Raw genomic sequence first — 26,269 nt, forward strand, 5'->3', positions numbered from 1 at the left:
GGTGCGGTGCGCGGCGCTGGTGCCCGCTTCGTCGCTGAGCAGCAGCGCGGTGCCGACCTGGGCGGCCACCGCACCGCCCTGAAGAATCCGGTCTTCGGTACCACCGTCGTCACCCGCGCGTTCTCGGGCCGGTACGCCCGCGGCTTGGAGAACAACTTCACCCGCCTGCTCGACAATGTGGCGCCACTGGGCTACCCGGAGGTCAACCAGATGACCTCCCCGATTCGCGAGGCGGCGGCCGCCATGGAGGACCCGAACGGGATACCGCTGTGGGCCGGAACGTCGTTCAAGGAGGCCCAGCCCGGGCCGGCGGCCGACATCATCGCGAGCCTGGTGGAAGCCGACTAGGCCAGCACGCTCGCCGGATCGGTGAACGGCAGCCCCAGGTCGCTGGCCACCCGTTCGGACAGCAACCCGCCGTCGTGCGTCGAAAGTCCTTTTGCCAGAGCGGGATCCGACCGGCACGCCGCCTGCCAGCCACGGTCGGCCAGGTCGAGCACGTACGGCATCGTCGCGTTGGTCAGCGCCACGGTCGACGTCTTGGGCACCGCGCTCGGCATGTTCGCCACGCAGTAGAACTGCGTGTCGTGCACGGTGAACGTCGGGTCGTCGTGCGTGGTCGGCCGGGAATCCGCGAAGCAGCCGCCCTGGTCGATGGAGATGTCCACCAGGACCGCGCCCGGTTTCATCTGCGCGACAAGCGAATTCGAGACCAGTTCCGGTGCCTTGGCGCCCGGCAGCAGGACCGCCCCGATCAGCAGGTCGGCCCGCGTGACCGTGCCCTCCAGCTCGTACGCCGACGAGTAGCGCGTGCGGACCTGCCCGCCGAACTCCGCGTCGAGCTGCCGGAGCTTGCTGATGTTGAGGTCGAGCACCGTCACGCTCGCGCCCATGCCGTTGGCGACCCGGGCGGCGTTGTAACCGGCCGTGCCGGCGCCGATCACCACGACGTCGGCGGGTTTGACGCCCGGGACCCCGCCCATCAGCACACCGCGCCCGCCGTGGGACCGCATCAGGTGGTAGGAGCCGACCTGCGCCGATAGCCGACCGGCGACCTCGCTCATGGGGGCCAACAACGGCAGGCTGCCGTCGGCCGCCTGCACGGTCTCATAGGCGATTGACGTTGCGCGGGAAGCCAATAACGCATCGGTGCAGGAGCGGGAGGCGGCCAGGTGCAGATAGGTGAACAGCACCTGATGCTGCCGCAGGAGGCCGTATTCGGCCGGAATCGGTTCCTTCACCTTGAGCAGCAGATCGGCGTCGGCCCACACCTGTTCGGCAGAGTCGGCCAGTTGGGCGCCCGCCGCCTTGAACTCCTCGTCGGGGATCGACGACCCTTCCCCGGCGCCGGCCTGGACGAGCACCTCGTGGCCGCGGCGCGTCAATTCGGCGACGCCGGCGGCCGTGATGGCCACCCTGAACTCGTTGGCCTTGACCTCGGTCGGTACGCCGACTCGCATGGTTGCCCCTTGCTTTGGAAGTTCGCCCTCAAGTGTGGAGAAAGTTTTGATGGGCCGCAATCGAGGTGAGACCGCGGGGGCGCTGGCTATGATCGGCCCATGACTGACCCCTGCGTGTCGGAAACCGTGCAGGTCGACGCCCGCCCGGATGTGGTGTACCGGCTCATCACCGACCTGCCCACGCTGGCCTCGTTCGCCGAGGAGGCGGTGGCGATGGAGTGGCGCAAGGGCGATGCGGCGCGCCCCGGGGCGGTGTTCACCGGTCACAACGAGAGCGGCAAACGGCGCTGGAGCACCAAGTGCACGGTCACCGACGCGGAACCGGGCCGCCTCTTCGCGTTCGATGTGCGGCACTCCGTGCTTCCGATCGCGCGCTGGCAATACGACATCGTGGCGGCCGACGGCGGTTGTCGGGTCACCGAAAGCACGTGGGACCACAGGCCCGGCTGGTTCCGCAAGATCGCCAGTAAGGCCACCGGCGTCCCAGATCGCGTGGCGGCCAACACCGAACACATCCGGCTCACCCTGCAGCGCCTCAAGACGCGCGCCGAGTCCGAGTAGCCGGCGACCATGGGACGCGATCCCGCCCTAGCCGTCGTCGGAGCCGGCATGTCGGGCATGTGCATCGCGATCGCGCTGCTGCGCAACGGGATAACCGACGTGACCGTCTATGAGAAGGCCGACGAGGTGGGCGGGACCTGGCGCGAGAACACCTACCCCGGTCTGGTCTGTGACATCCCCTCGCGGGTCTACCAGTACACGTTCGCCCGTAACCCCAACTGGTCGCACCTGTTCTCGCCCGGCCGCGAAATCCAGGCCTATTTCCGCGACGTCGCCGACCGCTTCGGGCTGCGCGAGCGCATCCGGTTCGGCACCGAGATAGTGAGCGCGCGCTTCGAGGGCGGCCGCTGGCGACTGCGCACGGATGCCGGGGACGAATCGACCGTCGACTTCTTGATCTGCGCGACCGGAGTGCTGCATCACCCCCGGCTACCGGCGATCCCCGGTCTGCAGGACTTCGGCGGCCGGGCTTTTCACTCGGCGCGGTGGGATCATTCGGTCGAGTTGCGCGGCCGCCGGATCGCCATCATCGGCAACGGGTCGACGGGTGTGCAACTCGTCTGCGGCCTCGCCGGCCTCGCGGGCCGGGTCATGCTGTTCCAGCGCACCGCGCAGTGGGTGCTTCGGCTGCCCAACCCCCGGTACAGCCGGTTCACCAACATCACCCACAACAGGTTCGGCTGGCTCGACCGGATGGCCTACCGCTGCTACAGCTTCGGCTTCGACCTCTTCGCTGCCGGCCTCACCAAGCCGGGCCTGCGCCGAAAGATCATGGGGGCGTTGTGTCGCGTCAGCCTGCGCGAGGTCCGCGATCCCGACCTGCGCCGCGCCCTGACCCCGAACTACACGCCGATGTGCAAACGGCTGGTGATGTCCAACGGCTTCTACCGCGCGATGCAGCGCGACGACGTCGAACTGGTCACCGCCGCCATCGATCACGTGGAACGGCGCGGCATCGTAACCGACGACGGCGTCCTGCACGAGGCGGACGTCATCGTGCTCGCCACCGGATTCGACACCCACGCGTTCTTCCGGCCGATGCGGCTGATCGGCCGCGACGGCATCGCCGCCGACGACGTATGGCGCGACGGTCCCCGGGCCTACCAAACCGTGGCGCTGCCGGGCTTTCCCAACTTCTTCATGATGCTGGGCCCGCACAGCCCGGTCGGCAACCTCGCACTCACCACCGTCGCCGAATCGCAGGCCGACCACATACTGCGGTGGATTCAGCGTTGGCGGCGCGGCGAATTCGACACGGTGGAGCCGACCGGGCCGGCGACGGATAGTTTCAACGCCAAGCTGCGCGCGGCGATGCCGAACACGGTGTGGACCACCGGTTGCCAGAGTTGGTACCTGAACAAGGACGGGGTACCCGAGGTGTGGCCCTTCACCCCGGGCGAGCATCGCGCCATGCTGGCGAACACCGATCTCGGACAGTACGACTTGCGCCGAAACGTCACCGCCGGCTGAGCCGGTAGCCCAGATGTGCGACCCTGACGCCGGGCAGGGGCTCCCAGTCCAGGGTGCGTCCGTCGGCGTGAAAGTCGTTCTTCTCGTAAAAGGTTCGCGCTTGGGTGTTGCGTTCCGCGCACCACAGGACGACGTCACCCGAGGGGCTTTCGGCCAGAGCGGTGGCGAGCAGGCGCTCCCCGACACCGCGCCGCTGGCAGTCCGCCGCGATGTACAGCGAGTCGAGTTCGACCTGCTCGGGTTTCGCCGGGTCCGGTCCGAACATCGTCATTCCGATTGTCCGGCAATCTGATTCGGCGACCCACATGCTCCAGCCGGTGCGCTGCAGGATTCGCGGGTACGCCAGCACGGCCCAGCGCCGCGGCGATCCGAGAACGTCGAGGGTGGTGTCCGGCAGGATGCCGGTCCAGGATTGCCGCCAGACCGGATAGTGCATCTCGGCGACGTTCGCGAGATCGGCCGGTCCGGCACGGCGGATCGTGATGCCGCCCATCGTCACGGGCGTGATTGCTCCAGATAGGCGGCCAGCGCGTTGGTCAGGCCCCGCCGCGCCATGTCCAGGTCCGCGTACGAGCCGAGCTGGCGCTCGGACACCAGCCCGCGCATGGCGCCGGGGATCAGGGCGGCCACCTCGCGCACCCGGTCCGGGTCGACGTCCAGACCGGCGAAGGCGTTCTGGCAGGTCTCCAGCCAGCTTTTGCCCCAAGAAAACAGCTCGGCGGCGGTGCGCGGGAACAGGCGCTCCAGCTCGGCGGGGTCGCGGGGGAGCGCTGCGCGCAAATTCTCGATCGCGCGGGAATCCGGCGACGCCAATCCGGTGTAGAGGGTGTCGATGATGGCGCCGACGCGCTCGCGCAGGGGCGCGTCCGGTGAGATCGGCGTCGACAGGGTCGAGAAGGTCGCGGCGCGCCGCTCGGCGGTGCGGTGCAGCACCGCCGCCCAGAACCCGTCGGTGTCGCCGAACTGGTACTGCACGGCGCCCCAGGTCGCGCCGATCTCCTTGGCGATGCGGTTGGCCGACACCGAGCCGGGGTTGCCCGACGCCAACGATTTGAGCGCGGCTTCGAGCATGCTCTCGCGCGTGGCGTTGCCACGCCGGTTGGGGCGCCGGTTCGCGGTTCCGGCCCCGCTCACCTGCCGAGTCATCTGCCGAGCCTATCGCACGCCCAAAGTTTCATAGAGGGTACTTTGATTTCTCGGGGGGCGCGGCCTATCATTCGTTTTCAAGGAGGGATTCCGCATGGCTAAGCCGCCGTTGTCGATGAAACCAACCGGCTGGTTCCAGGTCGCCTGGTCCGACGAAATCGGGGTGGGCGACGTGCACAAGATGAAGTACTTCGGGCAGGAGATGGTCGCCTGGCGGGCCGAGTCCGGGCAGCTCACCGTGATGAACGCCTACTGCGAACACCTCGGCGCTCATTTGGGGTACGGCGGCAAAGTCGTCGGCGAGGTGTTGCAGTGCCCGTTCCACGGCTGGCAGTGGAGCCAGGAGGGCCGCAACGTCTGCATTCCCTACCAGGATCGGCCCAACCGCGGGCGGCGGATCCGCACCTACCCCGTGGTCGAGCGCAATGAGTCGGTCTACCTCTGGCATGACGTCGAGCGCCGCGAGCCGTACTTCGACGCACCGGACGTTTTCGGCGCGTTCCGAGACGGCAGCGGCGCGGGCGGCTATTACCCGCAGCAGCGGTTGTACCGGCCAGCCCTGGAGCTTCACCCGCAGTACGTGCTCGAAAACGGTGTCGACTTCGCACATTTCAAGTTCGTGCACAACACGCCGATCGTGCCGGTGTTCACCCGCCACGACTTCGCAGAGCCGGTGTCGTTCGTCGACTTCACCATCACCTTCGAGGGTGACGACGGGCAGAAGATCGAGGACGTCAACAGCGGCGTCGAGGCCATCAACGGTGGTCTGGGCATCGCGGTGACCAAGAGCTGGGGGATGATCGACAACCGCACCATCTCCGCGGTCACCCCGGTCGACGAGTTCACCTCCGACGTCCGCTTCATGGTCTACATCGGCCGCACGCCGCACAAAGACCCGGCCCGCGCCGAGCTCAAGGCGACCGAGTTCGGCCGTGAGGTGATCCGGCAGTTCGAGCAGGACATCGAGATCTGGTGTCACCAGCGCTATTCGGATCCACCCGCGCTGGCCACCGACGAGTACGAGGGCTTCACGGCAATTCGCAAGTGGGCCAAGCAGTTCTATCCGGATGCGTTCGCAATGCAGAAAGGCTCAACCGAATGACTAAAGCACCGATCCGCGTCTTCCAAGTGGCCACCGGAAACGTCGGCTCGGAGATGATCAAGCGGATCGCCACGCAGCCCGATCTCGAACTCGTTGGCGTGCATTGTTATTCGCCGGAGAAGGTCGGGCGCGATGCCGGTGAGCTCGCGGGCATCGAACCCAACGGGGTCAAGGCCACCGGCTCGATCGAGGAGATCATCGCCGCCAAGCCGGACGTGCTCACCTTCCACGGCGTGTTCCCCGACGAGGACCTCTATGTCAAAGTGCTCGAGGCCGGCATCAATATCGTCACCACCGCCGACTGGATCACCGGCTGGCACCGCGACAAGAACCATCCGCACCCGTCGGGCAAGCCGGTGAGCCGGCTGCTCGCCGAGGCCTGTGAAAAGGGTGGCGCGACGTTCTACGGGACCGGGATGAACCCGGGCCTGAACCAGATACTGGGCGTGGTGTGTTCGGCCGACGTCGCCGATATCGAGAACGTCACCACCATCGAGTCGGTGGACGTGTCGTGCCACCACTCCAAGGACACCTGGATCGAGGTGGGCTACGGCCAGCCGGTGGACGATCCGGAGATCCCGTCCAAGCTGGAGAAGTACACCCGCGTCTTCGCCGACAGCGTGTTGATGATGGCCGACTGCTTCGACCTGACCCTCGACGAGGTGAAGTTCAGCTACGAGCTGGGCGCGTGCACCAAGGATGTCGACCTGGGCTGGTACACCCTGCCCAAGGGATCGCTGGGGGGCAACTACATCAAGTACCAGGGCATGGTGGACGGGGTTCCCCGGGTCGAGACGCACCTGGAGTGGCAGATGACGCCGCACACCGACCCGAGCTGGAACATCAAGGGCTGCTACATCACCCAGATCAAGGGCGACCCGTGCATCTACAACAAGCACATGATCTTCCCCAAACCCGGCGTCGACCTGTCGAATCCGGACAACTTCGCCTCGATCGGGATGACCGTCACCGGCATGCCCGCGCTGGCGTCGATCAAGTCGGTCGTGGCGGCGCCGCCGGGGCTCATCACCAGCGCCGACCTGCCGCTGCGCGGGTTCGCCGGGCGGTTCAAGAGGTAGTCGCCGGTCAGGGGTCCGCGAGGCGTTCCGGGTGGTGGTAGTCGTTTGTGCGTTGGCCCCGGTCGAGATGCGGCGGCGGAATCCATTCGGTGCGCCCGTTGGGAAGTTTCCTTGTTCGCCAGCCCTTTTCGATGAGCTTATGGTCGGGCGTGCAGGCGAAGGTGAGCTTGTCAGCATCGGTCCTCCCGCCGGTGGCCCAGTCATCGACATGGTGGACTTCGGACCAATAACCGGGTACGTCGCAGCCGGGTTGAGTGCATCCGCGCTCCTTCGAGTAGAGGACAATGCGCTGGTCGGGCGAGGCGATTCGGCGTGAACGGCCAAGGTAGAGGGGGCGATTCGAGTGTTCGTCGAACACCGCCAGATAGTGGTAGGCGTGGCTGGCCATCCGAATTAGGTCGCGCATCGGCAGCACGGTTCCGCCGCCGGTCACCGCGCGGCCCGTCGCCGAGTTCAGCTCCTGCAGCGTGGTCGAGACGATGACGGTAACCGGTAGGCCGTTGTGTTGGCCGAGCTTTGGATCGCCCAGCTGGCCGCGCACCAGGGCGTTGAGCGCGTCGTGCTGGCGCTGGGCATGGCTGCGCGTGTCTCTGCCTGCCAGTTCCTCGCCCGGTTCGCCGTTGACGCAGGGCTTTTCGTCGTCCGGGTTGCACATGCCGGGGGCCGCGAACCGCGCCAGCCAGGCGTCGAGGTTGGCGCGCAACTCCGGGGAAGCAATTAGCTTGCCGACGCTCATTCCGTCGAGGCGTTGCGCGCCCCAGCTGAAGCCGCGCTGCCGGGCACGGTCGGCGTCGGAGAACTTCCCGTCGGGGTTGATCCACAGGGCGCACTGATGCGCGACTTTTTGCAGCTGGTCGGGACGCAGCTGCGCCGCCTGCGACGCCAGGAAACGCTCGGCCGCATCCACCGTCTCGGCGGCCACGGCGCCCGGCAGGTCGCGCACAAACCCCTGAATCACCCGCAGGTGCTGCCCGTCGAGTACGCCGTTACGCCACGCCTGGGCGGTGGCCGGCAGTTCCGGCGGCAACTCCTGGCCGGTGAGCGTCAGGCGAGGCGAGAGTTGCCTGGCGTCTCGAACCCGACGGCACGCGTCGGCATAGCTGATCCGTAGCCAGTCGGCGATCACCTTGTGGACCGGACCGCCGACGTCACCCGGATCCTCGTTCGCCAAGCCGGCGATCACGTCGGTGCCGAACGCGATTTGGCGCCGCCGGGAGGTCTCCATCGCGTCCAGCACGCGCAGCCGGACGACGGGGCTCAAGGCCGCGAAGTTGAGGTTGCCGATCCTGGCGACGGCCGTATCCAGCGCATCGAGCGCGGCGCTCACGTCGTCCGGAACGGAAATCGAATGCATGTTCGAATACTATCGGTCGCCGCAGACAGCGGCCACGAAACTTCGGGCCCCTGTGGATAAACACCCAACTGTGGATAACGTCCCCCGGTCTAGGGTGAAGCTCATGCGGGTAGGCGTCTTGGGAGCTAAGGGCAAAGTCGGTTCGGCGATGGTGGCGGGGGTGCAGGCCGCCGAGGACTTGACCCTGTCCGCGGAGGTGGACGCCGGTGACTCCCTGAGCATGTTCACCGACTCCGGCACCGAGGTGGTCATCGACTTCACCCATCCCGACGTGGTGATGGGCAACCTGGAGTTCCTGATCGGCAACGGGATTCACGCCGTCGTCGGCACCACGGGCTTCACCGCCGAACGGCTTGATCAAGTCGGGGAATGGCTGAAGAAAAGCCCGAACACGAGCGTCCTGATCGCCCCCAACTTCGCGATCGGCGCGGTGTTGTCGATGCACTTCGCCAAGCAGGCGGCGCGCTTCTTCGAGTCGGTGGAGGTGATCGAGCTGCACCATCCGCACAAGGCCGACGCGCCGTCGGGCACGGCGGCGCGCACCGCCAAGCTGATCGCCGAAGCGCGAAAAGGGCTGCCGCCCAACCCCGATGCCACCAGCACCAGCCTGCCCGGAGCCCGCGGCGCGGACGTCGACGGCATCCCGGTGCACTCGGTGCGGCTGGCCGGGTTGGTCGCCCACCAGGAGATCTTGTTCGGCACCGAGGGGGAGACGCTCACCATCCGGCACGACAGCCTGGACCGCACCTCGTTCGTGCCGGGCGTGTTGCTGGCGGTGCGGCGCGTCCAGGAACGGCCCGGCCTCACCGTGGGGCTCGAGCCCCTGCTCGACCTGCAATGACCAACACGCTGCGCACCCAGTTCCTCATCGCGTTCCTCTGCGTGGCGATGCTGGCGTACTTCGTGCTGCTGGGTCGGATGGCCGTCGCGATGATCGCCTCGGGCCGCCCGGCCGCCGTGGGCCTGGGCCTGGCGGTGCTGATCATGCCCCTGATCGGACTGTGGGCCATGGTGGCGACCCTGCGGTCCGGGTTCGCCCACCAGAAGCTGGCACATCTCATCGCCGCCGACGGCATGGAGCTCGATACCAGCGCGCTGCCACGACGGGCGTCGGGCCGCATCGAACGGGACGCCGCGGACGCGCTGTTCGCCTCGGTGCGCACCGAAGTCGAAGACCACCCCGACGACTGGCGGCGCTGGTACCGGCTGGCCCGCGCCTACGACTACGCGGGGGACCGCAGGCGGGCGCGGGAGGCGATGAAGACGGCGCTGGAATTGCAGGGCCGCCAATGAGCAAGGTCCTGCTGATCGTCCACCACACGCCGTCCCCGCATTGCCACGAGATGTTCGAGGCGGTGGTCTCGGGCGCCACCGACCCGGAGATCGAGGGCGTCGAGGTCGTCCGGCGACCGGCGCTCACCGTGTCGCCGGCCGAGATGCTCGAGGCCGACGGCTACCTGCTGGGCAGCCCCGCGAACCTGGGCTACATGAGCGGGGCGCTCAAGCACGCGTTCGACTGCGCCTACTACCAGCTGCTCGACTCGACGCGCGGGCGCCCGTTCGGCCTGTACCTGCACGGCAACGAGGGCACCGAGGGCGCCGAACGCGGGGTCATGTCGATCACCACCGGGCTGGGTTGGACGAAAGCCGCGGAGAGCGTGCTGGTTTCGGGCAAGCCGGACAAGAGCGACCTGCAGGCGTGCTGGGAACTCGGCGCTACGGTGGCGGCGCAGTTGATGGAATGAGTCGCCTAGGTGTAAGCCGGCTTGAACGCCTCGGCCGGCTGGGCCAGGGCCAGCGCCGAGCTGGTGCCGATCGGTCCGTGCCGGTCGAACAGGGTGGCCGCCCCGGTCGCGACCCCTGCCGTTCCGTAGTGGCTCTGGGCCGCCAGGCCCAGGTATTCACCATCGGGCAGGCGGCTCGCGGTGACCGTGTAGTCGGCGTTGATGTAGCGCAATCCGCCGGTGCCCCAATGGGTCAGCGAACTCGTGATGTCTCCGACGAAGGCCAGGCGGGTGAACGGGGTCAGCGGGTGGCCGTGCACCATCGGGCGAAAGATCCGCGTCCACGCGAACTTCTGGGAATGGGACTGTTCCCACTCGCCGGCCGCGATGCCGGGACTGCCCGCGGCGGTGGCCCCGTAGCCCCAGATCAGGAACGGCATATCGGCAGGGAAGCCCGCGGAATCGGCCGGAAGCGGCGGCATTTGCAGGGGCGCGGACCACACCGCCCCCTCGGGATGATCCCCCCGGCGCAGAAACAGCGCGCTGGCCCGCGCGACGGTGGTCCCGTTCTGGACCAGCGCCCCGTCGACGAGCTTGATCCGCCGGCCTTCCCGCTGTATCGAGGTCCGGATCTGCACCGGCTCGATCAACGCCGGGCGCAGCAGGTCGACCGTGAAGCGGGCGGCCTGGAAGTCGGGTTCGATGCCCGATTGCTCTATGCCCCAACCCAACAGACCGCCGACGATCTGACCGCCCATCGCGGCACCCCAGGGCCCCCGGGTCAGCACGCCCGGCAGGTAGGAGTCACCGTCGACAGTGAAGAACGCCTCGGGCATGATGGCGGGATCGTCGATCGTCACCGCTATCACGATAGGACACTGGATAGTAAGGAACGGGCATGCCTGCAGTGATCGAAATTTCGCGTGAAAACAACCCGTTCCCGACGACCGGCGTGACCCGCGACGCCGACGGCGTCCCGCACTACGACGATCTTCCCGCGACGCTGCTGGACATGCTGGCCGAACAGGTCGACCGGCGCCCCGACAGCGAGGCGCTGGTCGAACTCGGTGCCGGTCGACTGACCTACCGCCAGCTGTGGGACCGCGCCGCGCGCGTCGCCGGTGGGCTGCGGGCGGCCGGGCTGCGACCCGGCGACCGGGTCGCGGTGCGTTACCCGGCCGGCATCGACTGGGTGCTGGCGTTCTGGGGCGTCGTGATGGCGGGTGGCGTTGCGGTGGCGGTCAATACGCGCTCTGCGCAACCGGAAGTCGAATTCGTTCTGTCCGACTGCGGGGCGACGGCGGACCTGGCCGCGGACACCCCGCTGCCCGACGGCCAGCCATACGTGACCGAGCGGCTCGGTCCCGCCGACGTGGCCGCGCTGTTCTACACCTCGGGCACCACCGGCCACCCCAAGGGGGTGCCGACGACTCACGAGGCCTTCCTGACCAACACCGAGAACGGGATTCGCTGTCTCGATCAGCCGCGCGACCTGGGCGAGGCGATGCGCACGCTCATCTCGGTGCCGCTGTTCCATGTGACCGGTTGCAACACACAGCTTCTGGTCGCCGCTCGGCTGGGTGGCGCCTCGGTGATCATGCCCGCCCTCAACCTGGACGGGTTGATCACCACGTTGACGGCCGAGCGCATCTCCGTCATGGTCACCGTTCCGGCCGTCTACGCATTGATGTTGCGGCAGAAGGGCTTTGCCGAGGCCGACGTTTCCAGCGTCCGCTGGGTGGGTTACGGGGGCGCCCCGATCGCCCCGTCGTTGGTGCGAGCGGTGAAGGACGCCTTCCCGCAGGCCACGGTCTTCAACGGCTACGGCATGACCGAAACGTCGTCGCTGATGACGGTGCTGCCCAGCCGGGACGCCGTCGAGCACGCCGACTCGGTCGGCTACGCGGTCCCATCCGTCGACCTCGGCCTGGTTGCGTTCGGCGGCGACCAGCCGGGCGTCGGCGAGCTGGTGGTGCGCGGGGCGAACGTGACCGCCGGGTACTGGAACCGGCCGGAGGCGACGGCGGCCACCATCGTGGACGGCTGGTTGCACACCGGCGACGTCGTGCGGGTCGACGACGCGGGCCGGGTGCACATCGTCGACCGGCTCAAGGACATCATCAACCGCGGCGGTGAGAACGTCTCCAGCGTCGAGGTGGAAGCCGTGCTGCTGGGGGCGCCCCAGGTGCAGGACGCGTGCGTGCTGGCGGTTCCCGACGACGTCATGGGCGAAAAAGTGGGCGCCGTGTTGGTCGGCGGTACGGACGGGATCGACGTGCCGGCGGTGCTCGAACACTGCCGCGAGCAGCTCGCCGACTTCAAGGTGCCGCAATACGTCACGGTGGTCGACAGCGCGCTGCCGCGCAACGCCGGCGGCAAGCTGCTCAAGGGCAAACTCCGTGAACAGGTGCAGTGGGGAGAGCCGCTGCGATGAGCGCGACCGTGCTGGTGGCCAACCGCGGCGAGATCGCGCTCCGAATCATCCGCACCGCAGTCGAATTGGGCATGCGAACGGTCGCGGTCTACGCCGAGGACGACGCCGAAAGCCCGCATGTGCACGCCGCCGACGAAGCGATCGGCCTCCCCGGGGCCGGGCCGCGGGCCTACCTGGACCAGCCGGCCGTGCTGGCCGCGGCCAAGAGCTCCGGCGCCGAGCTGATCCACCCCGGTTACGGATTCCTCAGCGAGAACGCCGAATTCGCTCGCGCCTGCGCCGGCGCCGGCTACGCGTTCGTGGGACCGGACGCCGGCGCGCTCGAACTGGTGGGCAACAAGTCCGCGGCCCGCGGCGCCGCCATCGCCGCCGGGGTGCCGGTGTTGCCCGCGACCGACGGGCCCAGCAGCGTCGCCGAGATCGAGGCGTTCTTCCAGGCCCAGGGCGGCGCCATCATGATCAAGGCGCTCGCCGGCGGGGGCGGGCGGGGGATGCGGACCGTGCGCGGCGCCGACCAGATCGCAGGCGCCTACCAACAGTGCGCCGCGGAGGCCCAACTGGGCTTCGGCGACCCGGCGCTGTTCGCCGAGGCGCTGCTCGACGGCGCGCGGCACATCGAGGTCCAGGTGGTCGCCGCTCCGGCCGGGCACCAAACCCGCGCGCTGGCGCTCGGCGACCGCGACTGCAGCATCCAGCGGCGTTACCAGAAGCTCGTCGAAATGGCGCCCGCGCAGGGGCTTTCCGACGCATTGCGGCGCGACTTGCACCAGGCCGCGGTCCGGCTGTGCGCGCGGGTCGGACTGCGGGGACTGGCCACCGTCGAATTCCTGGTCGCCGGTGAGGAATTCGTCTTCCTCGAAGTCAATCCGAGAATCCAAGTGGAGCACACCGTCACCGAGGAGACGACCGGGTTTGACCTGGTGGCCGTCCAGCTGGCCATCGCCGGGGGTGCCTCCTACTACCAGCTCGGGCTGCCCGCCGGCATCGCCTCCGACGGCAACGAAATCATCGGGGAGCCCGCGGCGCATCGCGGCATTGCCATCCAGGCCCGGGTCAACATGGAGACTTTCGGCCCCGACCTCTCGGTGGTACCGGCGGCCGGCACCCTCACCGCGTTCTCGCCGCCGAGCGGGCCCGGGATTCGCGTCGACACCTACGGCCGGGCCGGCCTGGCGGTCAACCCGCAATACGACTCACTGCTGGCGAAGGTCGTCGCCCACGTGCACGGGTCGTCGCCGCAGTCCGCGTTGCGGAAGGCCCGGACCGCGCTCGCCGAGTTCGGCATCGAGGGGGTCCGCACCAACATCGACTTCCTCCGCGAGCTGTTGAATCACCCCGCCGTTCAATCCGGTTGGGTGAGCACCGGTTTCGTCGACGAGAAGCTGCCCGAGCTGGCGGCGGCGGCCTCGTCGCACCAACTCGACGTCCGTGCGGCTCCGGTCGAGCTCTATCCCGGCGAGGACGTGCTGCGCGCCCAACTGGCCGGCACGGTGGTCGAGGTGGCGCCCGAGGGCGCCGAATACCCCGCGGGTGGCCAGCTCGTCGTCTTCGAAGCGATGAAGATGCAGCATGTGCTCGTCGCGCCGGACGCACTGCAAACTGTGCGCAATCTGGTGACGCCCGGGCAGGTCGTCGGGACCGGTGACCCGTTGCTGGTGTTCGCCCGCACCGCCAGCGGTGCACAGGGCGATTCGGCAACGGCCGCAACCGATCTCGACCGCCCACGCGCCGACCTCGACGAGGTGCGCAGGCGGCATCTGCTCACCCTCGACGAGGGCCGCGAGGCCGCGGTCGCCAAGCGGCACAAGCAAGGCCGTCGCACCGCGCGGGAGAACATCGCCGATCTGGTCGACCCCGGCAGCTTCGTCGAGTACGGCGCGCTGGCCATCGCGGCGCAGCGCAGCCGGCGCTCGGAGGACGACCTCATCGCCAACACCCCGGCCGACGGCCTGGTCGCCGGCCTGGCCACCATCGGCGCGGACCGTTTCGGGCCGGCGGCGGCCGAGGCCGTCGTGGTGTCCTACGACTACACCGTGCTGGCGGGCACGCAAGGCATGCGCAACCACGCCAAGACCGACCGTGCGTTCGACCTGGCCGCCCGGAAACGGCTGCCGGTGGTGCTGTTCGCCGAGGGCGGCGGAGGCCGGCCGGGGGACACAGACGTCGGCGGCGCCGCCGGCCTGGACGTGCCGACCTTCCGGATGCTGGCCTCGCTGAGCGGCCGGTTGCCGCTGGTATCGATCGTCTCGGGCCGGTGCTTCGCCGGGAACGCCGCGCTGGCCGGGGTCTGTGACGTGATCATCGCGACCCCGGACGCCAACATCGGGATGGGCGGACCGGCCATGATCGAGGGCGGCGGGCTCGGGGTTTACCCGCCGGAGGCGATCGGCCCGATAGGCGTGCAGCGACGCAACGGCGTGGTCAGCCTGGTCGCCCGCGACGAGGCGCACGCGGTCTCGCTGGCCAAGCAATACCTGTCGTATTTCCAGGGTCACGTGGACGATTGGGCGGCGCCCGATCCGCGGCTGGCCCGGCATGTGGTGCCGCAGAACCGGTTACGCGCCTATGACGTGCACCGCGCCATCGAGGCGATCGTCGACACCGGCTCCGCGCTGGAACTGCGCCCCGACTACGGCGTCGGCATCGTCACCGCCCTGGTCCGGGTCGAAGGGGCGGCCTACGGGCTGATCGCCAACAGCACCCATCACCTCGGCGGTGCCATCGACGCGGAGGCGGCCGACAAAGCCGGCGATTTCCTCGCCCTGTGTGAATCGTTTGGGCTGCCGGTGATTTCGCTCTGCGACACCCCGGGCTTCATGGTGGGTCCCGAGGCGGAGAAGGAGGCGGCGGTCCGGCGGTTCGGGCGGATGTTCGTTCTGGGTGCACGCTTGACGGTGCCCGTCGGAATGATCATCTTGCGCAAGGGATACGGGCTCGGGGCGATGGCGATGGCCGGCGGTTCCTTCCGCGCTCCCCAGTTCACCATCGCCTGGCCAACCGGGGAGATAGGCGGGATGGGGCTCGAGGGTGCGGTGCGCCTCGGGTTCAGCAAGGAGCTGGCGGCCGAGGGCGACCCCGTCAGGCGCCAAGAGTTGTTCGACAAGCTGGTGGCGGCGGCCTACGAGCATGGCAAAGCGCTGCGCGCGGCCACCACCTTCGAACTTGACGACGTCATCGACCCCGCGGACACCCGGGCCTGGGTCGCCAGGCTCCGGGAGCCGCGTTCATCGAACTGATCAGGCGTGGCCGGAACCGCAGCCGACGCCGGGCAGGCAGCCCTGGCCGCCGGGAACTCCGCCGGGTCCGGCGTTTTGGCCGCCGGAGCCGCAGCCGACGCCCGGGACGCAGCCCTGACCGCCGGGGCCGCCGCCGGGGCCGCTGTTTTGGCCGCCCGAACCGCAGTTGCCGTTGGCGTCACAGCCCCCGCCGCTGGGGTCGTCCTTGAACACCACGTGCGTGGGCGCCGCGGACTGCCCAGGTGCGGATGCCAGGGAATCGGTTACGGCGATCGGCGCGACCGCGATTGCTGCCGCCGCAGCCCCGCCCACCACCAGTCTTTTCGTGAGGGTTAATTTCGTGGACATGCGGTTCGCATACCACGCTGACACACGTGTAAACACATCCATATAGCAAACGGTAAACCGTTGGCTTTCGCGACGGAAGGCGCAGCTCAATGACCTCACTGGATCTGACCGGCCGAACCGCGATCGTCACCGGCGCATCGCGCGGGATCGGGCTCGCGATCGCCCAGCAGCTCGCGTCCGCCGGGGCCAACGTGGTGCTCACCGCCCGCAAGCAGGAGGCCGCCGACGAGGCCGCGGCGCAGGTAGCCGGCAACGCGCTGGGCGTCGGCGCGCACGCCGTCGACGAGGACGCCGCCCGGCGCTGCGTGGACCTCACGCTCGAGCGTTTCGGCAGCGCGGACATCCTGATCAACAACGCCGGCACCAACCCGGCGTACGGCCCGCTGATCGACCAGGACCACGCCCGCTTCACCAAGATCTTCGACGTCAACCTCTGGGCCCCGCTGCTGTGGACCTCGCTCGTCGTCAAGTCGTGGATGGGCGAGCACGGCGGCGCGATCGTCAACACCGCGTCCATCGGAGGCCTGCACCAATCGCCGGCCATGGGCATGTACAACGCCACCAAGGCCGCGCTGATCCACGTCACCAAGCAGTTGGCGCTGGAACTGTCGCCCCGGATCCGCGTCAACGCGATCGCTCCGGGCGTGGTGCGCACCCGGTTGGCCGAGGCGCTGTGGAAGGACCACGAGGATCCGCTCGCATCCTCGATCGCGCTCGGACGCATCGGCGAGCCCGCCGACGTGGCCGCCGCCGTGACCTTCCTTGTCTCCGACGCGGCCAGCTGGATCACCGGCGAGACGATGGTGATCGACGGCGGCCTGCTGCTCGGTGCCGCGCAGGGCTTCCGACCGCAGGGCTAGCCATGAGCTCCGATGATCTGGTGACGGACCTGAAGGCGCGGGTGCAGGCGCTGCTGGACGAATACGACCCGGCCACCACGGAGCCGCGCGAATTCCTTGGCGCGCAGTACGACGCGGGCCTGGCCTGGGTGCATCTGCCGCACGGCTTCGGCGGGTTGGACCTGCCGCGCAAGGCCCAGGAACTCGTCGACGCCCAGCTGGCAGCCGCCGGCGCGCCGGTGGGCGGCACCGCCAAGAACTACATCGGCATGGGCATGGCGGCGCCGACGATCGCGGCGTTCGGGACCGACGAGCAGAAGCGAAAGTTTCTGCGCCCGTTGTTCACCGGCGAACAGATCTACTGCCAGCTGTTCAGCGAACCCGGTGCCGGCTCGGACCTGGCCGGCGTGTCCACCCGGGCGGTCCGCGCGTCCGGTTTGCAAGGGGACGACTGGATTGTCAACGGGCAGAAGGTGTGGACGTCGCAGGCACAGCACGCGACCATGGCCATCCTGGTCGCGCGCACCGACCCGGCGGTGCCCAAACACGCCGGCCTGACGTATTTCCTGTGCGACATGACGCAACCCGGCGTCGAAGTGCGCCCGCTGCGCCAGATCACCGGCGAGGCGGAATTCAACGAGGTGTTCCTCACCGACGTCCGGGTTCCCGACGCCAATCGGCTCGGACCGGAGGGCGGCGGCTGGCGCGTCGCGACCACCACCCTCAACAACGAGCGCGTCGCCATCGGCACCCGCGCCGGAACTCCGCGCGAGGGCGGCCATATCGGCAAGGTCACCAGGGCCTGGCGAAACGAGCCCGCGCTGCGCGACCCCGCCATGCACGACGAGCTGATGCGGCTGTGGGTCGAGGCGGAGGTCCTGCGGCTCGCGGGTGAGCGCCTGCGCCAGCAGGCCACCGCGGGTCAGCCCGGCCCGGAGGGTGCGGGCATGAAGGTGGCGTTTGCCCGCCTGGCTCAAGCGATCTCGGGCTTCGAGATCGAACTGCACGGCGAGGCCGGGCTGCGCTACGACGACTGGACCATGCGCCGACCGGAAACCGTCGACCTGGTGGGGCGCGAGCCCGGATACCGCTACCTGCGGGCCCGCGGCAACTCCATCGAGGGCGGCACCTCGGAGATCCTGCGCAACACCATCTCCGAGCGCATCCTCGGCCTGCCCGGCGAGCACCGCGTCGACAAAGACGTCGCCTGGAAGGACCTGGACCGGTGAGTGACCTGCTCTACTCGGACACCGAGGAGGCCCTGCGCGACAGCGTTCGGCATCTGTTCGCCGACCGCTGCCCGCCCGAATCGGTGGCCCGCGCCTATGACCCGCAACCGCAAGACTTCTCCGGCGTCTGGCGGACACTGGCCGTCGAGCTCGGGGTGGCCGGCCTGCTCGTCCCCGAGTCGCTCGGCGGGGCGGGGGCGGGCGCCCGCGAGGCCGCGGTCGTCATGGAGGAGATCGGCCGGGCCGTCGCGCCGGTGCCGTTCCTGTCCAGCGCGGTGCTGGCCACCGTTGCGCTGTTGCATGCCGGCGACGTCGAGACCGTGTCCGCGCTGGCCCAGGGCGAGCTGACCGCGGCGCTGGTGGTGCCGCTCTCGACCGCACCCGGCGATCCGCTCGGGGTTTTGACCCGCGGCACGGACGGACTGAACGGATCGGTCACCAGCGTCGCCGGTGCCGCCGAGGCCGACGTGCTGGTGGTGCCGGTCGCCGGCGCGGACGGACCCGAGCTGCATACCGTCCCGCGCACCGCGACCGGTGTGGAGGTGACCCCACTGCTGGCGCTGGACATGACGAGACCCATTGCGAACGTGGGTTTTTCGGCAGTCGCCTCGTCACGCGTCGGGCCGGCCGACGGCCCGGTCACCGAGGCGCTGCGCACGGGGGCGGCCCTGCTCGCGTCCGAGCAACTCGGGATCGCCCAATGGTGTTTCCAGACCACACTGGAATATGCCAAGCAGCGCAAGCAGTTTGGCCGCGCGATCGGCTCGTACCAGGCGATCAAGCACCGGCTGGCCGATCTGTGGTTCGAGGTCGGCGCCGCGACGGCCGCGGCCCGCTACGCGGCCGATACGTGCGCCCGCGGCGACGGCGACGCGGCCGATACGTGCGCCCGCGGCGACGACGACGCGGCCGTCGCGGCGGCCGTCGCCCAGGCGTATTGCAGCGGTGTCGCCGTGCACGCGGCCGAGGAGTGCGTGCAGCTGCACGGCGGCATCGGCATGACGTGGGAGTATCCCGCGCACCTTTATCTCAAGCGCGCCAAGAGCGATCAGTTGACCTTCGGCACCGCCTACCGCCACCGCGCCCGGCTGGCGGAGTTGGTCGACCTGCCCCCGAACTAGTTGGGCTCGGGTTGATTTTTTCCCCGCGGGACGTCGGGGAGCAGCGAAATTCGTTATCGCGCTGCCCTATTCGCGGCGCCATGGGAGTCTCCTGCGGGTCGGCGCAAGGCCACCGGCCGCCGTTTCATGCGAAGGTGTCGGTCCGCGGTGGGCGAACAAGGTGGCCGACCGCACGCCGGAGGTGAAAAACATCGGAATGCGCGTGCTGCTGTCCACCCACGATTCGCGCGGGGCGGTCGAACCGCTTGCGGCGCTCGGGGTTCAGTTGCGGGCGCTCGGCGCGGAGGTTCGGGTGTGCGCGCCGCCGGACCGGGAATTCGCGGATTTGCTGGCCCGTATGGATCTGCCGCTGGTGCCTTTCGGCGATTCGTGGCGTGCGCGGGCGGCCGGCCTCACGCCGTCCGAGGACGACCTGCGCCGGCACTTGGACGGGCTGGTGGCCGGGCAATTCGACGCGGTGGCCGCCGCGGCCGATGGATGTGACCTGCTGGTGTCGACCGGCTTCCCGCCGGTGGCCGCGGGCGCGCGGTCGGTGGCCGAGCGCCTGGGCATTCCCTACGTCTACGTGAGCTACCAACCGACGATCCTGCCGTCGCCGCATCACCTGCCGCCGACCTATGCCGGCCAGTTTCCGCCGGGCGTGATCGACAACCGGGTGCTGTGGCAGCTGGACGCCCAGCACATCAACACGCTGTTCGGCGCGACGCTCAACGCCCATCGTGCGTCGCTGGGCCTGCCGCCGGTGGACGACATCCGCGACTACGCCCTCACCAAGCGTCCGTGGCTGGCGGCGGATCCCACGCTGGGCCCGTGGCCGGAGCGAAGCGGGCTCGACGTGGTCCAGACCGGGGCGTGGCTGCTGGCCGACGAACGTCCCCTCCCCGCCGACGTGGCGGAGTTCCTCGACGCCGGCCCGGCGCCGGTGTACGTGGGCTTCGGCAGCATGCCGATGCGCGCCGCGACCGACCTTTCCCGGGCCGTCGTCGAGGCCGTCCGCACCCATGGCCGCCGGGCGATTCTCTACCGGGGCTGGTCCGGCCTGGCCCCGATAGACGACCGCGACGACTGCCTCGCCATCGGTGAGCTCAACCACCAGGCGCTCTTCGCCCGCGTCGCCGCCGTCGTGCACCACGGCGGCGCTGGCACCACGACCACCGCAGCGCGGGCCGGCGCGCCGCAGGTGGTGGCGCCGCAGGGGGCCGACCAGCCGTACTGGGCCGGCAGGGTGGCCGAGCTGGGCATCGGCACCGCGCACGACGGGCCGGCCCCCACCGCCGGGTCGCTGGCGGCCGCGCTCGAGACCGCCCTGTCGCCGGATATCCGCGCGGGGGCGAGTGCCGTGGCCGCCAAGATCCGCACCGACGGCGCGGCGATGGCCGCGGCGCTGCTGCTGAACGGGTTAGCGGGGTAACGCCGAACCGAAGAGCTCGGTCATGGCCTGCCAGTGCCGCTCGGCCGCGGCGGCGTCGTACGGCGCGTTGTCCGGCACCGCGAACCCATGGCCCGCCGGGTACCACTCGATGGTGTGCTGCACGCCGGCTGCGGTCAGCGCCTTGTCGAGCTGCTCGGCGTCGTTGCGCGTGAAGGACGCGTCATCCTTGGCGCCACCCACGTACACCGTCGCGCTGATCCGGTCGGCCAGCAGGTGCGGGCTGTCCGCCGCGTCGGTTACCAGGCCGCCGCCGTGGAAGGACGCCGCAGCGGCGACGCGCTCGGGCACCCGGCCGGCGACCACCAGGGACGTGCGGCCGCCCATGCAATAGCCGCAAACGCCGAAGCGCTCCCCGGACACCTCCGGCCGGGCCGACAGGTAGTCGAAGAAGGCGACGGCGTCGCTGGCCATCTTGTCCGGGGTGATGCCGCCGATCATCCCGAACAGCCGCCTGCGTTCCTTCTCGTCGGCGAACACGGTGGCCATGTCGAACGGGGCCCACTCGCCGCTGCGGTAGTACACGTCGGGAAGCAGCACGGCGTAGCCGTATCCGGCCAATTTGGCCGCCATTTGTTCGAAGGTGTCGCGCAGTCCGCCGGCGTCGGGGTACATGACCACGCCGGGCCACGGGACTTGAGCTTCCGGACCATCGGGGGTGAGCAAATGGACGGTGCAGGTCCCGTCAGCGGTGGCGATGGTGTCGATGATGTTCGGCATGGGACCCGTTCTACTCCTGGCCCTGGGAGTTAGATTTTTCGGCGTCGACCCGCCGCGCCCGGCTTCGCCGCGCTTGCGATCGCCGTTAAGCTGGCCGCGTGCCGATCCCGACGCCCTACGAGGACCTGTTGCGCCTGGTGCTCGAGCGGGGCACGGCCAAAGCCGACCGCACCGGCACCGGGACCCGCAGCCTGTTCGGCCAGCAGTTGCGCTACGACCTGTCGGCCGGTTTCCCGCTGCTCACCACCAAGAAGGTGCATCTGAAGTCGGTCATCTACGAGTTGCTGTGGTTCCTGCGCGGCGACTCCAATGTCGCCTGGCTGCACGAGCACGGCGTCACCATCTGGGACGAATGGGCAAGCGAAACAGGCGATCTCGGGCCGATATACGGCGTGCAGTGGCGGTCCTGGCCGACGCCGACGGGCGAGCACGTCGACCAGATCACCGCGGCGCTGGACTTGCTGCGCACCGATCCGAACTCGCGGCGCATCATCGTGTCGGCGTGGAACGTGGGGGAGATCCCGCAGATGGCGCTGCCGCCGTGCCACGCCTTCTTCCAGTTCTACGTGGCCGACGGTCGGCTCAGCTGCCAGCTGTACCAGCGCAGTGCCGATCTCTTTCTCGGCGTGCCGTTCAACATCGCCAGCTACGCGCTGCTCACCCACATGATGGCCGCCCAGGCCGGTCTGTCGGTCGGTGAGTTCGTCTGGACGGGCGGTGACTGCCACATCTACGACAACCACGTCGAGCAGGTGCGTACCCAGCTCAGCCGCGAGCCGCGGCCATACCCGGAACTTGTGCTGGGACATCGGGATTCGATCTTCGACTACACCTACGACGACGTCGTCGTGAAGAATTACGACCCGCATCCCGCGATCAAAGCCCCCGTCGCTGTATGACCGACCTCGGCCTGGTGTGGGCGCAATCGACGTCGGGCATCATCGGCCGTGGTGGCGACATCCCATGGCGAGTGCCCGAGGACCTGGCCCGCTTCAAAGAGCTGACCATCGGGCACACCGTGGTGATGGGCCGGCGCACCTGGGAGTCGCTGCCGGCCAAGGTCCGGCCGCTGCCCGGTCGCAGGAATGTCGTACTCTCGCGCCGGAGGGACTTCGTGGCCGACGGCGCGCAGGTCGTCGGGTCGCTCGAGGCGGCTCTTGCCGATTCCGCGGACGAGCCCGAGACGTGGGTGATCGGGGGCGAGCAGGTCTACCTGCTCGCGCTGCCCCAGGCCACGCGGTGTGAGGTCACCGAGGTCGAAGTCGACCTGCGGCGCGACGACGACGACGCGCTCGCGCCGGTGCTCGACGACGCCTGGCTGGGTGAGACGGGGGAGTGGCAGGTCAGTCGCACGGGGCTGCGGTACCGGCTGCACAGCTACCGTCGGGCATAGGCCTTGGTCTCCGCGCCCGTGACATACTCGGACGCGGGGGTCGGTCTCTCCACGTCACCACACGTTGCCAGGAGGGGGAATTGGCAGTGATAACCGAACCCACGAAAGCGTTCACTCGCATGTTCAGGGGCTACGACCCGGCCGCGGTCGATGCCCACATCGAGATGTTGACCACCAAGCAGCAGTTGTTGCTCGACGACGTCGAGAGCCTGCGGTCCCGGCTGAAGGAAGCCGGCGACCAGACGGCCGCGCTGCGCAAGGAGGTCGCCGTCCTCATCGACACCTCACCCTCACCCCACGCGGTGCAGCGCCGGATGGCGAAGATGCTGCAGCGCGCGGTCGAGGAGGTTTCCGAGATGCAGGCCGAGGCGCGGAGCGAGGCGGACGCGCTGATCGCAGCGGCCGAGGCCGAGGTCGAGGCCGCGCAGCGAAAGCACGAAGAGGAGTTGGCGGAGATGGCCGAACAGCGAAAAGCCATGGAAACCGATTACGAGGAAGCCAAAAAGCAGCTGGAGGCCGAAATGGCCGGGATGCGTGCCGAGACCGAAGCGGCGATCGACAAGGCGTGGCGCGACGCCCAGCGCGAGGCCGATCACTACCGCGAGCAGGCCCGGCGCGCGGCGGACGAGGCGATCAAGCAACGGATCAACGTCCTCGAGCAACTGATGGGCGTGTACCGCGACCTCGAAGCGGTCCCGGCCGCGCTCGAGTCGGCCTACCAGGAGCAGAAGAACGCGCCGGAGCCGAGCGTCGCGGTGCCGCTGGACGGGAAAGTCAGCACGGGCTAGCCGCGTCGTCGCCGGGAGCTGTCGCACCCGAGCGGTAATGTCGGCGCCGTGTCGATCCGGACCCCCAGGCTGTCGGCCGCGCAAGCCCGACGGATCGCCGTTGCGGCCCAAGGATTTAGCGAGCCGCGCCCCGCCGGTCCGGTCACCCGCGCCCACCTGAAGCGCCTGATTTCGAGAATCCAAGTGCTGCAATTGGATTCGGTTTCGGTCGCGGTGCGCGCCCACTACGCGCCCGTGTTCAGCCGGCTCGGTCCCTACGACCGCGACGTGCTGGATCGCGCCGCCTGGGGTCCGCGCGCGGCGCGGCTGCTGGCCGAGTACTGGGCGCACGAGGCGGCGCTGATGGCCGTGGACGACTGGCCGCTGCTGCGCTGGCGGATGCGCCAGTACCGGCACGGCCGCTGGGGCGTCCACATCGTCAAGGCCAATCCCCAGCTCGCCGAGGACATCGTCGCCGCCGTCGGCGAACTCGGCCCCAGCACCGCCGGGCAGATCGAAGCGCATCTGGCGGCCGAGCCGCGCCGCAAGAAGGGAGCCTGGTGGAACCGCAGCGACACCAAGTGGGTCGCCGAGGCGCTGTTCGCGGCCGGCGTGCTCACGACGGCCACGCGGGTGGGCTTCGCACGGCACTACGACCTGGTGGAACGGGTGCTGCCGGCGAGCGTACTGGCGCGCGACGTCGACGACGAGGAAGCCGTCCGGGAACTCACGCTGCGGGCGGCCACCGCACTCGGCGTGGGCACCGAGGCCGACATCCGCGACTACTTCCGGCTGTCGGCCCAGCAGGCCAAGCCGGCGGTCGCCGACCTGCTGGCCGCGGGTGAGATCGAGCGGGTCGACGTCGACGGCTGGCCCGCGCCGGCCTATCTGCGCACCGGCCGCGCGGTGCCGCGTGCCGACCGGGGCACCGCGCTGTTGTGTCCGTTCGACCCGCTGATCTTCTTTCGACCGCGGGTCGAGCGGCTGTTCGGATTTCATTACCGCATCGAGATCTACACCCCGGCCCACAAGCGCCAATACGGCTACTACGTGTGGCCGCTGCTGGTGGACGGCCAGCTGGTCGCGCGGGTCGACCTCAAGGCGGACCGGGCCGCTGACACGCTTCGCGTCGTCGGTGCGTTCGGCGAACCCGACGCGCCGCGACCGCGCGTCGTCGAGGCGCTGGCCGGGGAACTGCAATCCATGGCCTCGTGGCTGGGACTGGGCGGGTTCAGCGTCGCCACCCGGGGCGACCTGGCCGCCGGTCTGCGGGCGGCCGGCTGATGCGGGCCACGGACAAAGATCTCAAAGAGACGCTGTGGAAGGCGGCCAACAAGCTGCGCGGCTCGCTTTCGGCCGGCCAGTACAAAGACGTCATCCTCGGGCTGGTGTTCCTCAAGCATGCCTCCGACGCGCAGTGGAAGTCCCTGGCGCACAATGCGGATTCGCCCGACATCGGCCGCCTCGTCGACGAGGCGATGGAGACCGCGACGCTGCCGCGGCTGTACGAAAACCTCGACCCGCGCCGCCTCGGTGAGCTGCTGCGCCTGCTGGACACCGCGCGACTGGGTGGCCGTGGCAACGCCAGGGACGTGCTGGGCGAGGTGTACGAGTACTTCCTGGGCAATTTCGCGCGCGCGGAAGGGCGCCGCGGCGGCGAATTCTTCACCCCACCCAGCGTGGTCCGGGTGATCGTCGAGGTCCTAAAACCCTCGAGCGGGCGGGTGTATGACCCGTGCTGCGGCTCGGGCGGGATGTTCGTGCAGACCGAGCGGTTCATCGCAGAGCACGAGGGCGATCCCGCGCGGGTCACCATCTTCGGACAGGAAAGCGTCGAGCAGACCTGGCGGATGGCGAAGATGAACCTCGCCGTGCACGGCCTCGACAGCGCGGGGCTGGGCGAGCGGTGGGGGGACACGTTCCGTGACGATCTGCACGCCGGCGTGCAGATGGATTACGTGATGGCCAATCCGCCCTTCAACATCAAGGATTGGGCCCGCGACGAGCGTGACCCGCGGTGGCGCTTCGGTGTCCCGCCCGCCGGCAACGCCAACTACGCGTGGATTCAGCATGTCCTGTCCAAACTGGCCCCGGGCGGGAAGGCCGGCGTGGTCATGGCCAACGGTTCGATGTTGTCGAATGTGGCCGGGGAAGGCGAGATTCGCGCGCGGATCGTCGACGCCGACCTGGTGTCGTGCATGGTCGCGCTGCCCGGGCAGCTGTTCCGCAGCACGTCGATTCCGGTGTGCCTGTGGTTCTTCGACGCCGACAAGGGCAAGCGGTCCGGGCAGGTGCTGTTCATCGACGCCCGCGGGCTCGGCCAGTTGGTGGACCGCACCGAGCGGGTGCTGACGCACGAGGAGGTCGTCCGCATCGGCGACACGTATCACGCGTGGCGCGGATCGGCATCGGCCGCCGCGAAAGGCCTGACCTATCAAGATGTTCCGGGGTTCTGCGGCTCCGCGTCGCTCGACGATATCGCCGCGGCGGGATACGCGCTCACGCCGGGGCGCTATGTCGGCGCGCCCGTCCCCGAGGACGACGGCGAGCCGGCCGAGGAGAAGATCGCCCGCCTGACCGGCGACCTGCTCGCGGCGCTCGACGAATCCGCACGCCTGGAAGGCGTTGTGCGCCAACAATTGGAGCGCCTGCGATGATCACCACGCTGGGTGACCACCTGGCCTTCAGCAGCGGTGGCAGCTCGCCGCCGCGCGCGCCGGGCGGACGCTTCCGCGTCTACGGCGCCAACGGGGCCATCGGTTACGCGGCCGAACACAACGCGGCCGGCCCGCTGATCGTCCTCGGGCGCGTCGGGTCGCGCTGCGGCAGCCTGCGGTACTGCGACTCCGACGTCTGG

At 69.3% G+C, this 26,269-nt stretch carries 26 protein-coding genes and 1 pseudogene; 20 read left to right on the forward strand and 7 right to left on the reverse strand.

Annotation, left to right across the window (positions count from 1 at the left end):
- Positions 1 to 348 (forward strand): nitronate monooxygenase (locus tag A5711_RS23345; protein WP_369829958.1); only part of this gene is annotated, 348 nt, incomplete at its 5' end.
- Here the strand turns inward: A5711_RS23345 and ald are convergent.
- The gene (gene ald / locus A5711_RS23350; protein WP_067950756.1) at positions 345 to 1,460 is read right to left on the reverse strand and encodes an alanine dehydrogenase; all 1,116 of its coding nucleotides are present in this window, start codon (positions 1,458 to 1,460) and stop codon (positions 345 to 347) included. The genes A5711_RS23345 and ald overlap by 4 nt on opposite strands.
- A gap of 99 nt (positions 1,461 to 1,559) precedes the next feature.
- Between ald and A5711_RS23355 the strand changes: the two genes are divergently transcribed.
- On the forward strand, positions 1,560 to 2,021 hold the full coding sequence (locus tag A5711_RS23355; protein ID WP_067950758.1) for an SRPBCC family protein: 462 nt from the start codon (positions 1,560 to 1,562) through the stop codon (positions 2,019 to 2,021).
- Positions 2,022 to 2,030: 9 nt separating this feature from the next.
- The gene (locus A5711_RS23360; protein WP_067950760.1) at positions 2,031 to 3,491 is read left to right on the forward strand and encodes an NAD(P)/FAD-dependent oxidoreductase; all 1,461 of its coding nucleotides are present in this window, start codon (positions 2,031 to 2,033) and stop codon (positions 3,489 to 3,491) included.
- On the opposite strand, the gene A5711_RS23365 is transcribed toward A5711_RS23360, so the two are convergent.
- Positions 3,478 to 3,984, reverse strand: a complete 507-nt coding sequence (locus A5711_RS23365) for a GNAT family N-acetyltransferase (RefSeq protein ID WP_082953429.1) — start codon at positions 3,982 to 3,984, stop codon at positions 3,478 to 3,480. The genes A5711_RS23360 and A5711_RS23365 overlap by 14 nt on opposite strands.
- 2 nt (positions 3,985 to 3,986) lie before the next feature.
- Positions 3,987 to 4,562, reverse strand: a complete 576-nt coding sequence (locus A5711_RS23370; RefSeq protein WP_369827378.1) for a TetR/AcrR family transcriptional regulator — start codon at positions 4,560 to 4,562, stop codon at positions 3,987 to 3,989.
- 169 nt (positions 4,563 to 4,731) lie between these two features.
- Here A5711_RS23370 and A5711_RS23375 point away from each other — a divergent pair, with 169 nt between their 5' ends.
- Positions 4,732 to 5,739 (forward strand): Rieske 2Fe-2S domain-containing protein, encoded by a 1,008-nt coding sequence (locus A5711_RS23375; RefSeq protein ID WP_067950764.1) that lies wholly within the window; start codon positions 4,732 to 4,734, stop codon positions 5,737 to 5,739.
- Positions 5,736 to 6,818, forward strand: a complete 1,083-nt coding sequence (locus A5711_RS23380; RefSeq protein WP_067950767.1) for a dihydrodipicolinate reductase — start codon at positions 5,736 to 5,738, stop codon at positions 6,816 to 6,818. Before A5711_RS23375 ends, A5711_RS23380 begins: the two co-directional genes overlap by 4 nt.
- Before the next feature lie 7 nt (positions 6,819 to 6,825).
- On the opposite strand, the gene A5711_RS23385 is transcribed toward A5711_RS23380, so the two are convergent.
- Positions 6,826 to 8,172, reverse strand: coding sequence for an HNH endonuclease signature motif containing protein (locus A5711_RS23385; protein ID WP_067950769.1), 1,347 nt, complete (start codon positions 8,170 to 8,172; stop codon positions 6,826 to 6,828).
- A 103-nt stretch (positions 8,173 to 8,275) separates the two neighbouring features.
- Between A5711_RS23385 and dapB the strand changes: the two genes are divergently transcribed.
- The 3 genes from dapB to A5711_RS23400 are packed head-to-tail and all read left to right on the forward strand — an operon-like array spanning position 8,276 to position 9,917.
- Positions 8,276 to 9,013: a 4-hydroxy-tetrahydrodipicolinate reductase gene (gene dapB, locus A5711_RS23390; protein WP_067950771.1), complete on the forward strand. Its 738-nt coding sequence runs from the start codon at positions 8,276 to 8,278 to the stop codon at positions 9,011 to 9,013.
- Entirely contained in the window at positions 9,010 to 9,465 is a 456-nt protein-coding gene (locus tag A5711_RS23395; protein ID WP_067950773.1) for a hypothetical protein, read from the forward strand. The genes dapB and A5711_RS23395 overlap by 4 nt, the downstream gene beginning before the upstream one ends.
- Positions 9,462 to 9,917 (forward strand): flavodoxin family protein, encoded by a 456-nt coding sequence (locus A5711_RS23400; RefSeq protein ID WP_067950775.1) that lies wholly within the window; start codon positions 9,462 to 9,464, stop codon positions 9,915 to 9,917. The genes A5711_RS23395 and A5711_RS23400 overlap by 4 nt, the downstream gene beginning before the upstream one ends.
- A 5-nt stretch (positions 9,918 to 9,922) precedes the next feature.
- On the opposite strand, the gene A5711_RS23405 is transcribed toward A5711_RS23400, so the two are convergent.
- Positions 9,923 to 10,756, reverse strand: coding sequence for a thioesterase family protein (locus A5711_RS23405; protein WP_082975826.1), 834 nt, complete (start codon positions 10,754 to 10,756; stop codon positions 9,923 to 9,925).
- 38 nt (positions 10,757 to 10,794) lie between these two features.
- On the opposite strand from A5711_RS23405, the gene A5711_RS23410 reads away from it, so the two are divergent.
- Entirely contained in the window at positions 10,795 to 12,330 is a 1,536-nt protein-coding gene (locus A5711_RS23410) for a class I adenylate-forming enzyme family protein (protein WP_197520197.1), read from the forward strand.
- The gene (locus A5711_RS23415; protein ID WP_067950778.1) at positions 12,327 to 15,566 is read left to right on the forward strand and encodes a carboxyl transferase domain-containing protein; all 3,240 of its coding nucleotides are present in this window, start codon (positions 12,327 to 12,329) and stop codon (positions 15,564 to 15,566) included. The genes A5711_RS23410 and A5711_RS23415 overlap by 4 nt, the downstream gene beginning before the upstream one ends.
- Here the strand turns inward: A5711_RS23415 and A5711_RS23420 are convergent, their stop codons facing one another.
- Positions 15,567 to 15,914: a PE-PGRS family protein gene (locus A5711_RS23420; protein ID WP_067950780.1), complete on the reverse strand. Its 348-nt coding sequence runs from the start codon at positions 15,912 to 15,914 to the stop codon at positions 15,567 to 15,569.
- A gap of 89 nt (positions 15,915 to 16,003) precedes the next feature.
- On the opposite strand from A5711_RS23420, the gene A5711_RS23425 reads away from it, so the two are divergent.
- The 4 genes from A5711_RS23425 (at position 16,004) to A5711_RS23440 (ending at position 20,514) form a co-directional block, all read left to right on the forward strand.
- Positions 16,004 to 16,774 carry an SDR family oxidoreductase gene (locus A5711_RS23425; RefSeq protein WP_067950783.1) on the forward strand — a complete coding sequence of 257 codons (771 nt, stop codon included), beginning with the start codon at positions 16,004 to 16,006 and terminating at the stop codon, positions 16,772 to 16,774.
- Between the two features lie 2 nt (positions 16,775 to 16,776).
- Positions 16,777 to 17,982: an acyl-CoA dehydrogenase family protein gene (locus A5711_RS23430; RefSeq protein ID WP_067950785.1), complete on the forward strand. Its 1,206-nt coding sequence runs from the start codon at positions 16,777 to 16,779 to the stop codon at positions 17,980 to 17,982.
- On the forward strand, positions 17,979 to 19,103 hold the full coding sequence (locus A5711_RS23435; protein ID WP_067950786.1) for an acyl-CoA dehydrogenase family protein: 1,125 nt from the start codon (positions 17,979 to 17,981) through the stop codon (positions 19,101 to 19,103). The genes A5711_RS23430 and A5711_RS23435 overlap by 4 nt, the downstream gene beginning before the upstream one ends.
- Positions 19,104 to 19,299: 196 nt before the next feature.
- Entirely contained in the window at positions 19,300 to 20,514 is a 1,215-nt protein-coding gene (locus A5711_RS23440; protein WP_067950802.1) for a glycosyltransferase, read from the forward strand.
- On the opposite strand, the gene A5711_RS23445 is transcribed toward A5711_RS23440, so the two are convergent.
- Positions 20,503 to 21,252 (reverse strand): dienelactone hydrolase family protein, encoded by a 750-nt coding sequence (locus A5711_RS23445; protein WP_067950788.1) that lies wholly within the window; start codon positions 21,250 to 21,252, stop codon positions 20,503 to 20,505. The genes A5711_RS23440 and A5711_RS23445 overlap by 12 nt on opposite strands.
- A gap of 98 nt (positions 21,253 to 21,350) precedes the next feature.
- Between A5711_RS23445 and A5711_RS23450 the strand changes: the two genes are divergently transcribed.
- From A5711_RS23450 to A5711_RS23475, 6 genes and pseudogenes are all read left to right on the forward strand, one after another.
- Positions 21,351 to 22,151, forward strand: coding sequence for a thymidylate synthase (locus A5711_RS23450; RefSeq protein ID WP_067950790.1), 801 nt, complete (start codon positions 21,351 to 21,353; stop codon positions 22,149 to 22,151).
- Positions 22,148 to 22,645 (forward strand): dihydrofolate reductase, encoded by a 498-nt coding sequence (locus A5711_RS23455; protein ID WP_067950792.1) that lies wholly within the window; start codon positions 22,148 to 22,150, stop codon positions 22,643 to 22,645. The genes A5711_RS23450 and A5711_RS23455 overlap by 4 nt, the downstream gene beginning before the upstream one ends.
- An 86-nt stretch (positions 22,646 to 22,731) precedes the next feature.
- The gene (locus tag A5711_RS23460) at positions 22,732 to 23,433 is read left to right on the forward strand and encodes a cell division protein DivIVA (protein ID WP_067950794.1); all 702 of its coding nucleotides are present in this window, start codon (positions 22,732 to 22,734) and stop codon (positions 23,431 to 23,433) included.
- A gap of 54 nt (positions 23,434 to 23,487) precedes the next feature.
- On the forward strand, positions 23,488 to 24,696 hold the full coding sequence (locus A5711_RS23465; protein WP_067950804.1) for a winged helix-turn-helix domain-containing protein: 1,209 nt from the start codon (positions 23,488 to 23,490) through the stop codon (positions 24,694 to 24,696).
- A complete protein-coding gene (locus A5711_RS23470) occupies positions 24,696 to 26,069 on the forward strand; it encodes a type I restriction-modification system subunit M (protein ID WP_067950796.1) in 1,374 nt (457 codons plus the stop codon). The genes A5711_RS23465 and A5711_RS23470 overlap by 1 nt, the downstream gene beginning before the upstream one ends.
- Positions 26,066 to 26,269: pseudogene (locus A5711_RS23475) on the forward strand (restriction endonuclease subunit S); the annotation flags it as partial. The gene A5711_RS23470 and the pseudogene A5711_RS23475, both read left to right, overlap by 4 nt.

The organism is Mycobacterium sp. E2238 (assembly GCF_001672665.1).
Taxonomy (GTDB): domain Bacteria; phylum Actinomycetota; class Actinomycetes; order Mycobacteriales; family Mycobacteriaceae; genus Mycobacterium.